Here is a 13,730-nt window from a genome sequence, read left to right on the forward strand (position 1 = left end):
CGTTCTGTTTTCTGGAGAGCCAGTGAACAGATTGTGCTGGAATTGGTCAAGACAGGTGCAGATCGACGGCGGGCAGTCTGTTCTTTCAAAAGCTGTCCATCCCCATGAATCATGATAACCCTTCTACCATGCTATTGTCAGAACACTGGCGCGATCACCAGGAAAGCGGCGATCAGTATCATTGGGCCGACTTGTACCGGCACCGAAAGTAAAAAGTGCCTTGATTGTGCCGACATGAACGGGCAAGTCGAGAGATGAAAACTATTCGTACATGGATTTGAACCTGTGATTTCTCCTTTCCTCCGGCAGATATTGCTTACGATTGCAGCCGTGTTGATTCTGGCTGCCCCCGTTCGCATGGCGGCCGCGCAAACTCCGGCACCCGGGCAAGTGCAGGCTCCGGTATCGGGTATTGTCGCTGAACAGCGCCCCGCGATCGATGCCTTGAAAAAGCAGATCGCCGATTATGAACAGAAGAAGGACCAGGCCGATACCGACGCAGCGTTGGCTGATCTGCGCCTCAATCTGGAAGGCACTGCAAAGAAACTGCTGGAGATCGGCGTCTCGTTCAGGCCGCGTATCACCGAAATCAATTCGCGCCTCGAGCAACTGGGACCTCCACCGGCGCAGGGACAGCCGCCCGAAGCGCAGGTCGTAACCGATGAGCGGATGCGGCTGACAACTGAAAAAGCCGAAATCAATGCCGTCCTTGGCGAGACGGAAGATCAGTTGATCGAAGTCAACAAGATGATCGATTCCATTGTCGATGCGCGGCGCGAACTTTTTGCCGACACGCTTTCACAGCGAGTGGACATCAACTACTCGCTCGGAACTGAAATCATCACCGCCTATGGTCAAGAACTGCAGTCGATGAATCAGCTGATTTCGTCGTGGTGGCGTTTCGTTGTGTCGTTCAAATGGCAATCAATGCTGGCGGCAACTTTCTTCGCGGTCATTGCCGCGCTTGTGCTGCTGATCGGCGGGCAACGGACGCTGGGCCACCTCTATCTGCGAGACGCGAAGATTGAATCGCCGTCCTATTTGAGCCGTTTGGCGGTGGCCTTTTGGTCGACGCTTATGCGGTCGCTGACCGTCGTTGTCTTTCTCGCGACAACCTATCTGTTTCTCGGCTATTTTAACGTGTTGCGTCCGGATATCGCTTCCCTGTTCTACATGCTCTTTTGCGTGATCGGCATAGTCTATTTCGTTCACGCGCTGGCCCAGGCGGTAATCTGCCCCGGAGCGCCCAACTGGCGCCTGGTGCGCGTCGCGCCAAGACCCGGACGTATCCTGATGGTTTTGATTACGGCCACGGCAACCATGACCGGGCTGGATTACATCGCGGATACGATCAACCAGATTGCCGCGTCGCCATTGTCGTTGACCGTGGCCAAGAGCCTCGTCGCTACTGTCCTGGTCGGGCTGCTCATTATCGCGATGGCTTTCCTCAAACCGCTGGAAGATGAGGAGACAGGGAAGACCAAGCCGTGGCCAAGGGCCATGCGGATATTCCTCTTCACCATTGGGTTTGTTCCCATCATTGGAGCGCTGTTCGGCTATATTGGCTTTGCGCGTTTTGTATCTCAGCAAATCGTCATCAATGGCGCCGTCGTTGTCACGATGTATCTGGGTTTTCTCACTGCCCGGGCCGTATCTGATGAGAATGCACTTGCAGGGACCAAACTCGGACGGGCCGTGCAGACGCGCTTCGGCATGGATGAAACAACGCTGGACCAACTCGGGCTGGTGGCCAGCATTGTCATCAATGTATTTGTCGTTCTCTTTGGTATTCCGATCATACTGCTTCTCTGGGGATTCCAGTGGAGCGAGATGTCGGCATGGTTCCTGACGATCGCTACAGGCTTTCAGATCGGCTCCGTCAATATTTCTCTGGTCGCCATCGCGATCGGTATTCTGCTGTTCGCCCTGTTCTATTTCTTTACCCGTTGGTTCCAGGGATGGCTCGACAACAGAGTCATGGCCCGGGGCAAGCTTGATTCAGGCGTGCGTAATTCTATTCGCACAGCCGTTGGATATCTGGGTTTAGGCATTGCCGGCGTCATAGGTGTTTCGGCCGCGGGGATTAATCTTTCCAGTCTGGCGCTCGTTGCCGGTGGTCTTTCGCTCGGTATCGGCTTTGGCATGCAAGCGATTGTATCGAACTTTGTTTCCGGTCTTATCTTGCTTGCGGAGCGTCCTTTCAAGGTAGGGGACTGGATAGAGACAGGTGGCGTCGGCGGTATCGTCAAGAAAATCAGTGTCCGCGCCACCGAAGTGGAAACATTTCAGCGGCAGTCCCTTATCATTCCGAATTCGTCATTCATCAATGGCAGCGTCGGGAACTGGACTCATCGCAACAAGCTGGGACGTGTCGACATTCCGATCGGCGTGTCGCACAAAGTGGACCCACGCCGTGTTCACGCGATCCTGATGGATATCGCCCGAGGTCACCCGCTCGTATTGAAGAATCCAGAACCTTTTGTGGCTTTTAAATCTATAGTCAATGCAGCAATGGAATTCGAAATACGCGTCCATCTCGCAGATCTTTCCAACTCCGGTACCGTTCAAAATGAAATCCGCTTCACCCTGATTGACCGCTTTGCCGAAGAAGGGATCGAAATGCCCCATCCGCAACAGGACGTGAATCTTCAAATTGACGATGCAGAGGCAGTTATCGAACTGCTGACCAACCGGGTGAAGTCCGAACTGGCCGCGGAAACGAAGAAGTTGAGATCCTGATATAGACTGAGGGAAAACAACGAGGCGTTCAGTTGCTGTTCAGTTTGATGCCGCTATAACTGTTATTGAAAAGGGCGGTTGGGCTCTTGTTAACAGGGGCGGTGGAGACACCGGGTAAGAAATGAACAAGTTTGCTGTTGCGGTTCTTCTGAGCGTCATCTTTGCTGGACCGGCATTTGCTGCCAGCGTCAAGAACGATGAAGCGAGTGCCCAGACCCTTGTTGTCACCGAGGGTTCGAGCAAGACTGAATTGCAGGTTGGCGCCGGTGAAACGGTTGAGTTCTGCAATAGCGGTTGCTTTGTTACATTTCCCAATGGGGACCGCGAAGCGTTGACGGGCGGTGAAACTGTTGAAATCAAGGGCGGGAAAGTCTCGATCAAATAATCTACCTGTTTGCCCCGGCGAAAAGTTCACGAGCCGGCTGAATTCATTTCAGCCGGTTTTTAATTATTCATTCACTGTCGATACTCTTTTCCAAACTATTAATCGCGGCACGCATTGAGGTTCACCCTTCATTTTTACTTTCCCGGTAAGTCATCCGCTGATAGGCAATTAATATTGCTGGCGTCGAGTGGGAAAATGACTTCAGGGACATGTTGTGGTGGATGCTCAGTCAGAAAACAAGGCAATCGATCTCGTAGTAGATCTTGATGGCACACTGATTGCCACTGATCTTCTATGGGAAAGTACCTTCCAACTGCTCAAACAGAATATGCTGTATCTTTTCCTTTTGCCGATATGGGCTCTGACAGGAAAAGGATATCTCAAGCATCAGATATCGCTTCGTGTGGCAATCGATCCGACCGTGCTTCCATATAGGGGAGATTTCATTGCCTACCTGCGCGAGGAACACGGAAAGGGGCGCCGCCTGGTGCTCGCGACGGGAGCGGCCCGCAGGTTTGCCGAAAGCATAGCTGCGCATCTTGGTTTTTTTGATGCAGTCTATGCAACCGATGGAACCCGCAATCTGACATCCGCCCACAAGACCAAATTTCTACTTGAAACCTTTGGCAACGTTAAGTTCGCCTATGCGGGAAACAGCAAGGCAGACGTCCCCGTGTTCAACGCGGCGAGCGAAGCTGTCGTTGTTGCGCCGGACCGAGCCGCGGCAAAGTGGCAGCGTGCGCATTCGGCCCGGCTGTTCGAGGCGCCGAAAACCAATTGGAAGACTTTTTTCAAGATGCTGCGTGCGCATCAATGGATGAAGAATACCCTGATCTTCGTTCCGGTCATACTCGATCATGAGATCATGAACTGGAGCATTTTGCGCGATGCAGTCGTTGCATTCCTTGCATTTTCTGCAGCAGCGTCGGCAATCTATATCGTCAACGATCTGTTTGACCTCCCGCTGGATCGCCAGCATGCCCGCAAGAGAAACCGGGCGTTTGCCAGCGGAGCATTTTCCATCGCCTTTGGTCTGAAAGTGTCCGTCGGGCTGCTCATTCTGGCCGGACTGCTTGCTGCTCAACTGCATTGGATATTTGCTGCGGTGCTGGGGGCATATCTCATTACCACCACGGCCTATTCATTGTCATTGAAGCGAATGTTGCTCATCGACGTTTTGACGCTCGCGGGCCTTTATACACTGCGCATCCTGGCTGGAGCCGCCGCCACCCAGATTGAAGGGTCATTCTGGCTATTGGCCTTCTCGTCGTTCTTCTTTCTATCGCTGGCTCTCGTCAAGCGTTACGTCGAACTGCAAAATACGGCTCTGGTTGAAAAGAGCCGCATCGCAGGCAGAGGATACCGCCAAGCCGATCGGGAAGTGGTCGCCCAATGTGGCGTCGCATCAGCTTTTGCCGCTGCGACAGTTCTCGCGCTCTATGTCAACAGCGATGCGGTGGTCAGTCTTTATTCCTACCCATGGATGATCTGGCCACTGTGTCCTATCGTGCTCTATCTAAATATCCGCATCTGGATCCTGGCACATCGGAACGAGATGCATGACGATCCCGTCGTCTTCATCATTTCCGACTGGCGCAGCCAAATGGTGATCGCTATTGGCGCCGCATTGCTGCTCTATGGCGGCATGCGTTCGTGATCAGTACTTACGACAGTTTCGGGCTGATCGACCGGCGCTCGCGTGCCTCGATTTCGCTTGACGCCGCGCGACAGGTCTTCGAGCATGGAAATCCACAGCCGGGCAGCTTCTTGCCATTCGGCAATGGCAAGTCTTATGGCGACAGCTGCCATAATGATCATGGTACGCTGGTTGACATGCGAGGCAGCGATGGACTCGTTTCGTTCGATCCGCAGACCGGTCTGCTGGTGGCGGAAGCCGGTATCCTGCTTTCAGAAATCCTCACGATAGCCGCGCCGCTTGGGTACTTCCTGCCGGTAACGCCCGGTACGCGTTTCGTTACGCTCGGTGGTGCCATTGCCAATGACGTTCATGGCAAGAACCACCATCGCCGTGGCACATTCGGCCATCATGTCGAGCGGTTCGATTTATTGAAATCCGATGGTTCGGTCGTGCCGTGCTCCGCAGCGATGAATTCCGGATTATTTGCCGCGACCATCGGCGGCCTTGGCCTTACCGGTATTATCCTGTCCGCCAGTATCCGGTTGATGAAAGTCACGTCGCTGGATGTGATGGAACGGATACAAGCCTTCGCCTCACTTGATGAGTATTTCGATCTCGCGCCCCAGGCCGACATTGATAATGAATATGCTGTCGCCTGGGTAGATCAGCTTCAGGCAGGAGTCAGCGCAGGACGCGGTGTCCTGATTACGGGAAACCACGCGGATAACGGAAATTTCAAGGTCGGGACAAAGGCATCGAGGCTTGGTGTGCCGTTCGATCTTCCTGTCTCGGCGTTGAACCGTCCGAGCCTGAGGCTTTTCAATGGCGCCTACTATCACTTGAAGGGCCGAAAACACGAGCCGCATCTTTGCGACTATCAGACGTTTTTTTACCCGCTTGATCAGATTTCCAATTGGAACAGACTTTATGGACGCAGGGGCCTCTACCAGCATCAGAGCGTGATCCCTGAAGCACAGGCTCGACTCGTCATACCGCAAATGCTTGCTGCAACACGCGAGGCTGGGCAAAATTCGTTCCTGACCGTGCTCAAACGCTTCGGCGCGATCACCTCACCGGGTTTCATGTCGTTTCCGCGGCCCGGCTATACTTTGACCGTGGACTTCCCCAACCGCGGCACCCGCACCCTGGCATTGCTGCAACGTCTCGATCAGATGACGGTCCAAGCCGGAGGGCGGGTGAACCCCTACAAGGATCAGCGGATGGGTGCTGCAGTTTTCAAGGCTGGCTTCCCGGCATGGAGAAGGCTGGAAAAGGAGCGTGATCCGGCATTCATTTCCAATTTCTGGGCGCGAACTGCGTTATCGCAGGAGAATTAGGCGAATGCGTCAGGTGCTTCAAATTTTAGCAATGTGCTTGGTGTCTTTTCAACGCTGGGTTGTTATTGGGTCAATGAGCTAAAGGACCGATCTGACATGACAAAGTATATTCCATTCATCCTGTTTACGGTCATGACCAATGCGGCGGCGCAAGTCATGCTCAAGTACGGCATGATCACACTGGGACCGGTCAGTTTCAGTATGGACACCATCATCCAGCGGATATTCCAGATCATTTTCAATCCGTGGGTTTTTGCTGGATTGGTTATGTTCGTGATCTCCATGGCGTCGCACCTCTACGTGCTCTCCAAGGTCGATCTCTCCTTCGCCTATCCTTTCCTGAGCCTAGCTTATGTTGCAGTCGCTCTGTTTGCATGGCTGGTCTTCAAGGAAGAACTGGGGGCGTACAAAATTGCGGGTATTGCCTTCATCATGGTTGGAACAGTCCTGATCGCTCAAAGTGGCCGCCATGCAACGGCAGGGCCGAGTGAACAGGCACCGCCAGCAACCACAACATCGTCATGAGTGAGTCTAATCGATGAGACATATTATATTTGGTGGCGATGGTTTTGTGGGGCGGCATCTAGCGCCAAAACTCGTCGCGGATGGTGAAGAGGTTATCGTCGCCGATATCGTGAAAAGCGATCTGGCTCACTATGGCGACGTGAATTTCGTCAGATGCGATGTCACGGAGCCAGCGTCCATCGCTGCTGTCGGCATCACGGCCGATGACGTGGTATACAACCTGTCAGCCAAGATGCTCTCGCCTCTGCAAGTGCGGTCGAAGCGGCATGATTTCTTCTTTCCAGTCAACTACTTCGGTACCGAAAACATCATCAAGGCAATGGATGGGGCCGGTGCCAGGAAGCTGGTCCATTACACGACCGACATGATCTACGGCCACACCTTTGTCTGGCCACAAACCGAAGAACACCCTGCTGCACCGCTTGGTGAGTACGGTTTGTCGAAACTCAAGACCGAGGAATTGGCGGCAGAGTGGCGCGAACGCGGGATGAATATTTCACTGTTCCGTCCCCGGTTGATCATAGGACCCGGTCGCCTCGGAATTCTCGAAAAGCTGTTCAAGCTCATTGATTTCAACCTGCCGGTGCCAATGATCGGCTCGGGCAAGAATCCCTATCAGTTTATTTCCGTCTTCGACTGTGCCGAGGCCGCGCGTGCCGCCTGGAAAGCCGGTGTGCCGAATGAGGCATACAACCTGGGTTCGCTCAACCCTCCGCCTGTCCGTAAACTGCTCGGCGATCTGGTGAAGTTTGCTGGATCAAAATCGATCCTGCTGCCGACGCCGGCATGGGCGGTGAAGCGGACACTGGACTTCTTCGATTGGGCGAACATGCCGATCATGGATCCGGAGCAATACCTGATTGCGGACGAGATGTGCGTGCTGGATGTGTCGAAGGCGGAACGTCAGCTTGGCTGGAGACCGCAATATCGCGACGAAGACATGCTGATCGCGGCATACAAGGAATATCGCAACAAGAAAGACGGCAATACCGTACAGCAACCATCGTCCATAGCGGCGGAATAACGGGGAATGGCGATGAATAAGGTGACAACGGCGATGCAGCACCAGACGGTGCAGGGACTGATCAGCAAGCCGGATCTGCTTACGGTCGAAGATGCAAAGGTGATGTCGCTGCCGCGCATGACCGAGATTTTCACCAAGCATCTCAATCCGGGCCAGCTGCATTTCATGAAGCTGCTTGGTTTTCACAAGGTGAAGATCGAGCGCGCCGATGGCATGTATTATTATGACCAGAACGGCCGCGCCATCCTTGATTTCTTCGGCGGTTTTGGTTCGCTCGCTTTTGGCCACAATCATCCGCGGATCGTTGAAGCACGCAAGAAATTCCAGGATGAGAAGCGTCAGGAGATCGCCATCGCCTTCATGTCGCAATATGCGAGCGCCCTTGCGTACAATCTGGCAGCCTGTTCACCGGGCGATCTCGACATGGTGTTCCTGGGCTCTTCCGGCTCGGAAGCAATGGAAGCGGCGATCAAGGTTGCGGAGCGCGCCGCGGGACCGAAGAAGCCGAAGATCGTCTATGCCGAGAATTCCTTTCACGGCAAAACCAAGGGTGTGTTGTCGATCACCGACGGCCAGCTCTATCGCGGCGATTTCAAGCTCGTCGACAATACCGTTCGTGTTCCATTCGGCGATATTGACGCTATTGAAAATGCCTTCCGCTCCGATCCTGAAATCGGTGTGATCGTGCTGGAAACCATCCAGGGCGGCGGCGGCATTATCCAGGCGCCGAACGAATTTTGGCAGAAGTTGCGGGCGCTGTGCGATCAGTACGGCGTGTTGTGGGTAGCTGACGAGGTCCAATGCGGTTTTGGCCGGTCTGGCAGATTCTATGCCTTCGAACATGCCGGTGTGGTCCCCGATGTGACCGCTTTGGCTAAATCGCTTGGTGGCGGCAAGGCTGCTGTCGGTGCGATGATCGCCCGGCGTGAGGTTTATATGAAGGCCTATGGCACGCCGAAGACGGCGATGATCCATGCCATGGCCACTTTCGGCGGTATTGGCGAAGCCTGTGCAACGTCCATAGAAGCGATCAATATCCTTTACGACGATCATCTGATCGACAACGCCGCTACGACAGGTGACTACCTGTTGCAAAGGCTGGAAGAGCTTAAAGCCAAGTATCCGGCCATGATCAAGGATGTACGCGGCAAGGGCCTGATGGTTGGCCTGGAATTCCATGACTTTTCCAAGACCGTGCCGGTCGTGCTGCGTCCGGTTCTGGCTGTGCTCGACGACAAGCTGAAAGGCTCGCTGCCTGGCTTTATCGGCAGCCATCTCCTGCGCGACCATGGTGTGCTAGTCGCCTTCACCGAGTATAATCGCAATGTGGTGCGCCTTGAACCACCGCTCATTTGCGGACGGGACCATGTCGACGACTTCATCAAGGCGCTGAACGAGGTGCTTTCGCGTGGGATCGTGCGCATTGTCAAGGACTTCGTCAAGGCGCAGGTGAAGTAGGCCGGGACACTTGCGTTTTATTGTCGGGCAAGCTTGATGTCTGACCGGATTAGCAGATCCCAACAGTCGTCGAGCTTGACCACCTTCCGGTCGGAAAGCGCTTTCTCGTAGATGCGCTGCAGAGAAAGACGCGCGCTTGTCGTCGGGCAGGAGGGGCGCAAAACGCCATCGGTAGCGCGAAAAGATGCTTCCTCTCCAGCTGTCAGACTACCGACCGTGCGAAAAGGATCAGCACCGATCTGGATGTTCCTTGGTGCATCCCGATCCAGAATCCAGGGAAACGGGTTGACGAAGTCCAGCGTCATCAGTGTGTTCAGCCGGACGCCGTTTTCGCTTTCGAACTGCTTGACGGCTTTCACTACACGGTCTGCCGAGATGACCCAGTACATTTGATAGTCGAGTTCGGAATAAAGCTGCCAGCTCGGCAATTGATCCTGTTGCGCAAGTTGGCGGTAGGCGCCCGGGTTTTGCGCATAGTGTAATTCCAGCAGCTCGGCACGATCCATTAGGTCCCGGCGGGTTGAAACGAGGGCCATGGTTTTGACGTCGGTCACCGGGGCGGCCACATAGGTTGGCGCGACGGCAATAAAGCGCAGCGTGCCGTGCAGAACTTTGGTGACCGTCGGGATCGCCGTGAAGGCGACGAGACAATAGACTATCAACCGGTGCTTTTCGGTCAGCACGGAAGTCTTGAGCAACATTGCCAGCAGCACGGGCCAAAGGAAGATGAACTCCTGACTGCCGGTATTCTGGGTTTCGAGGAAAATGCCCGCGACGAGTACAACGCCGATCCAAAGCCAATCCCGATCGAAACCCGATGCGAAGCCCTTTGATGTTTCGCTCTGACGTGAGCTGTTCAGGTTTTTCAGAAGAGTGCCTCGATCCAACCAGAACAGGAGCAGGATGAGGGCCCCGGCAGCCAGGATAACGTCGAGCTTGATTGAGAACACCGTCAAAAAGCGGGAAAGAAGAAGGCCTTCATTCATGCCGATCAGCGCCGCGATGCTTTTGAGATAGGCCGATATCATCCCGTGGTTCAGTTCGAGTCCCAAAAGCACCAGGGCAAAAAAGCAGGCCGCAAGCAAGACATGGCGCCACATGAACCGGCCCGCGAGGATTGCGAAAAGGCCGATAAGCCCGCCCGCGAAAAAACCGGTAATCTTGGTCAGGAAAAGCGCGAGCATGGCCAGCGCGGCGACAACGGCAAGCTTGCGACCGCTTGGCAGAAAGACGAGGGCGCTTGTCAGCACGTAGAGCAGCACCGAGGTGTGCCGATTATAAATGCCAAAACCGTTCACGCCGGGGTAGGAGTGAAAGCTCTGGGTGTTGATCGGACAGAGGGCAAAGATAAGAAAAGGCACGAGGATCGCAAATGCAATCTTGCGGCTCCGCCTGTCGATGTCGGCAATGATCACCGCCATCAACGGGGCTGCAGAGATCAGTCCTGACCACTGTGCGAGAAGGGTGGGCTGACCGCCGGGAAACAGCCTCTGCAGCCAATAGAACTGATAGTATTCCAGTGCGCCAACCGGAGCGTGGAAATCCACTGCGGGGATTTGCCCAAGCTTTATGCGCTGGGCCGCGTCAAGATAGATGTAAGTGTCCCAATACATCGGGCCGATTGGCAGGATCAGCGGCAGCGATAACAGCACGCATATCGTGACCAGAACGAGAGCGAGCAAAGCCAGCGGCGAACAAATCAGGGCGTAAGGTCTGGTGATGCCGCTGGAAAGAACTGACATGCTTCTTCGTTTCGATTTCTACGACGTATGAAGACTATCTTTAAGGCCTCAATCCTCCACATTGCGTTAAACTGCCGCTGGGATTTGCTGCGGCTTTGCAGCAAAACACTGTCGTTTTGCCGCGCGTCGCGGCGTGTTTTGGCCATGTCGCAAACAGGCCTTAGCGATAGACACGAGGAACGGCATAGTGCACAAAATCGGCAAGGGCCGTTCCGACCATCGATCGATACCAGAGGATAGAGTGAAATGAAGACTGAGGCGCGTGTTGTCGTTATCGGCGGTGGTGTGGTGGGTGTCTCGACACTCTATCATTTAGCCAAGAAGGGCTGGAGCGATGTTGTTCTGATCGAGCGCAAGGAACTGACATCCGGATCGACCTGGCATGCAGCCGGCCTTTTGCCATTGTTCAACATGAGCTATTCGGTTGGCCAGATACACAAGTATTCGGTCAAGTTCTATCAGGAGCTGCAACAGGAAACTGGCATGAATGTCGGTTTCACCAATTGCAGCAATATCCGCCTCGCCCGTACCAAGGACCGCTGGGACGAATATATGTATTATGCCGGTGTTGCGGAGACCATCGGCGTGCCGGTCAAGTTGTTGACACCGGAACAGGTCAAGGAAATCTGGCCGCTTGCGGAAATGGACGGCATTCTCGGGGCAATCCAGCATCCCGAGGATGGCTACATCCAGCCTGCGGACTTGACGCAGGCCCTGGCAAAGGGTGCGCGCGACCGCGGCGCAACGATCTATCGCTACACGGCCGTCCTTGGCATCGAGCAGTTGCCTTCGGGCCAGTGGCTGGTGAAGACCGACAAGGGCGACATCACTGCCGAACACGTCGTGTCGGCAACGGGTAACTTTGCCCGCAAGACCGGCAGGATGGTTGGTCTGGATGTACCCGTCATTCCGGTTGAGCACCAGTATATCGTGACTGAACCGCATCCGGCTATTCTTGAGCGCAAGGCCAAGGGTCTACCGGAAATGGGCGTCCTGCGCGAAAGCGACTCGTCATGGTATATGCGTGAGGAGAATGGTGGCTTGCTGCTCGGACCTTACGAAAAGGGCGCGCCGGTCTGCTATGTCGACGGACCCTCGGATGAGAGCGAGTACGAACTTTTCCAGGAAGATCTCGATCGCCTTGAAATTCATATCGAAACTGCGATAGCTCGTGTTCCGGCATTCGGCGAAGTCGGTATCAAGAAAGTCTACAATGGCGCAATCGCGTACACGCCTGACGGTTCGCCGATCATCGGACCTGCTCCGCGCCTGAAGAATTTCTGGCTGAATGAAGGTCATTCCTTTGGCGTCACCGCAGCCGGCGGTGCCGGCTGGCAGCTGGCGGAATGGATCGTCGAGGGCGAACCGTCCATCGACATGATGGGCGTCGACCCGCGCCGGTTCGGCCCCTACGCGACCGAAGGTTATCTGAAGGAAAAGAATGAGGAAGCTTACGCCGAGGTTTTCTCCGTGCATTATCCCGACGAGGAACGCGGCGCGGCGCGCCCGTTGAAGCGTTCCCCATCCTATGATCGTCAGAAGGCACTCGGCGCCGTCTTTGGCACGGTCTATGGCTGGGAACGGGCCAACTGGTTTGCACCTCAGGGCTATGGCCTCGATGTCGCCAAGCTCGACAAGCCAGACGTGATTATGAACCACAATCATCCCAAGCCCGATGCCGATGGCAAGGTCAAGGAACTGTGGTCATTCCGCCGGTCCAACTATTTCGAACATGTTGGCCATGAGATAAAAAACGTGACGAACAATGTCGGTCTTCTCGACATGTCGGCCTTTGCCAAGATGGAAGTTTCCGGTCCGGGTGCTCGCGGCTGGCTGGATTCGATCCTCGCGAATCGCATCCCGAAGAAACAGGGTCGCATCGCCCTGTGCCACCTTCTGACGCCGCTGGGTGGCGTCCGTTCGGAGTTCACTGTCTACGAATGGGCTCCGGGCAAATTCTACCTCGTGTCTGCGGGTGCCTACGAGAACCACGACCACGACTATCTGCACAAGCTTTTGCCAGCGGATGGTTCGGTAACACTGCGTCCGATCACACAGATGTATGGCGTTCTGGTCCTGGCAGGACCCAAGAGCCGTCAGGTCCTCGAGAAGCTTACCCGCGCGGATCTTTCCAACGAGGCATTCCCTTGGCTCTCTGGCAAGGAAATCAGCGTGGGCACAGCAACTGCACATGCGCTGCGTGTCAACTTCGTTGGCGAGTTGGGCTGGGAGCTGCATCATCCGATCGAACAGCAGAATACCCTCTATGACCTGCTGCTCGAGGCCGGCGCAGAATTCGGCATCAAGCCATTCGGCATCCGCGCGATGACAGCGATGGCCGTTGAAAAATCCTATCGTCTGATCCCTCGAGAATTGTCGATTGAATACAATGCGTTCGAAAGCGGTCTTGATCGTTTCGTTCATCCGAACAAGGGCGAGTTCATCGGCCGGGATGCGGTGGTCAAGGCGCGCGAAGAGGGCTTGAAGTGGAATTTCGTGACCTTGGAGGTGCATGTTCCTGGCGTCTCCGATGTCGATGCGCGCGGAAGTGAGCCGATCTACTTCAAGGGAGAACTGATTGGCCGCGCTACCCATGGCGGCTATGGCTGGCGCCTTGGCAAGAGCCTCGCCCTGGCCATGGTAAAGCCCGACTATTCCGCACTCGGTACTGAACTTGAGATCAAAATCCTCGGCAAGACACACAAGGCAACCGTTATTCCTGAGTCGCCATTCGATACCGAAAACGAGCGCTTGAAAGCTTAAAGCGCCGCGCTCATTCAAACTTGATGAAAATGGCGCGCCGAAAGGGGCGCCATTTTCTTTGAGCGGGACTCGTTCAACTGAATGTGAACGAGTCCAAAGTCGCTTTGCGTTCTCACGT

Annotated in this window: 9 protein-coding genes; 8 read left to right on the forward strand and 1 reads right to left on the reverse strand. The window is 54.9% G+C overall.

Annotated elements, in window-relative coordinates:
• Positions 1-330: 330 nt before the first annotated feature.
• From CU103_RS04890 to CU103_RS04920, 7 genes are all read left to right on the forward strand, one after another.
• The gene (locus CU103_RS04890; RefSeq protein ID WP_245448606.1) at positions 331-2,739 is read left to right on the forward strand and encodes a mechanosensitive ion channel family protein; all 2,409 of its coding nucleotides are present in this window, start codon (positions 331-333) and stop codon (positions 2,737-2,739) included.
• Between the two features lie 121 nt (positions 2,740-2,860).
• Positions 2,861-3,124 carry a hypothetical protein gene (locus CU103_RS04895; RefSeq protein ID WP_106662821.1) on the forward strand — a complete coding sequence of 88 codons (264 nt, stop codon included), beginning with the start codon at positions 2,861-2,863 and terminating at the stop codon, positions 3,122-3,124.
• Positions 3,125-3,341: 217 nt separating this feature from the next.
• A complete protein-coding gene (locus CU103_RS04900; RefSeq protein WP_162707057.1) occupies positions 3,342-4,781 on the forward strand; it encodes a UbiA family prenyltransferase in 1,440 nt (479 codons plus the stop codon).
• The gene (locus tag CU103_RS04905) at positions 4,778-6,100 is read left to right on the forward strand and encodes an FAD-binding oxidoreductase (protein WP_106662823.1); all 1,323 of its coding nucleotides are present in this window, start codon (positions 4,778-4,780) and stop codon (positions 6,098-6,100) included. Before CU103_RS04900 ends, CU103_RS04905 begins: the two co-directional genes overlap by 4 nt.
• Positions 6,101-6,196: 96 nt before the next feature.
• Positions 6,197-6,625 (forward strand): EamA family transporter, encoded by a 429-nt coding sequence (locus tag CU103_RS04910; RefSeq protein WP_106662824.1) that lies wholly within the window; start codon positions 6,197-6,199, stop codon positions 6,623-6,625.
• Between the two features lie 13 nt (positions 6,626-6,638).
• Entirely contained in the window at positions 6,639-7,649 is a 1,011-nt protein-coding gene (locus tag CU103_RS04915) for an NAD-dependent epimerase/dehydratase family protein (RefSeq protein ID WP_106662825.1), read from the forward strand.
• Between the two features lie 12 nt (positions 7,650-7,661).
• Positions 7,662-9,107: an aspartate aminotransferase family protein gene (locus CU103_RS04920; protein ID WP_245448609.1), complete on the forward strand. Its 1,446-nt coding sequence runs from the start codon at positions 7,662-7,664 to the stop codon at positions 9,105-9,107.
• Between the two features lie 17 nt (positions 9,108-9,124).
• Here CU103_RS04920 and CU103_RS04925 read toward each other — a convergent pair whose 3' ends face one another.
• Positions 9,125-10,849 carry a hypothetical protein gene (locus tag CU103_RS04925; protein WP_245448611.1) on the reverse strand — a complete coding sequence of 575 codons (1,725 nt, stop codon included), beginning with the start codon at positions 10,847-10,849 and terminating at the stop codon, positions 9,125-9,127.
• 246 nt (positions 10,850-11,095) lie between these two features.
• On the opposite strand from CU103_RS04925, the gene CU103_RS04930 reads away from it, so the two are divergent.
• Positions 11,096-13,612, forward strand: coding sequence for a GcvT family protein (locus CU103_RS04930; RefSeq protein WP_106662826.1), 2,517 nt, complete (start codon positions 11,096-11,098; stop codon positions 13,610-13,612).
• The last annotated feature ends 118 nt before the right edge of the window (positions 13,613-13,730 follow it).

It is taken from the genome of Phyllobacterium sophorae (assembly GCF_003010965.1).
Classification (GTDB): Bacteria; Pseudomonadota; Alphaproteobacteria; order Rhizobiales; family Rhizobiaceae; genus Phyllobacterium; species Phyllobacterium sophorae.

Excerpts from the sequence above, each read along its gene's own strand:
- CU103_RS04895 (WP_106662821.1), top strand. The coding sequence starts at position 2,861 with ATGAACAAGTTTGCTGTTGCGGTTCTTCTGAGCGTCATCTTTGCTGGA.
- CU103_RS04910 (WP_106662824.1), top strand. The coding sequence starts at position 6,197 with ATGACAAAGTATATTCCATTCATCCTGTTTACGGTCATGACCAATGCG.
- CU103_RS04915 (WP_106662825.1), top strand. The coding sequence starts at position 6,639 with ATGAGACATATTATATTTGGTGGCGATGGTTTTGTGGGGCGGCATCTA.
- CU103_RS04920 (WP_245448609.1), top strand. The coding sequence starts at position 7,662 with ATGAATAAGGTGACAACGGCGATGCAGCACCAGACGGTGCAGGGACTG.
- CU103_RS04925 (WP_245448611.1), bottom strand. The coding sequence starts at position 10,849 with ATGTCAGTTCTTTCCAGCGGCATCACCAGACCTTACGCCCTGATTTGT.
- CU103_RS04930 (WP_106662826.1), top strand. The coding sequence starts at position 11,096 with ATGAAGACTGAGGCGCGTGTTGTCGTTATCGGCGGTGGTGTGGTGGGT.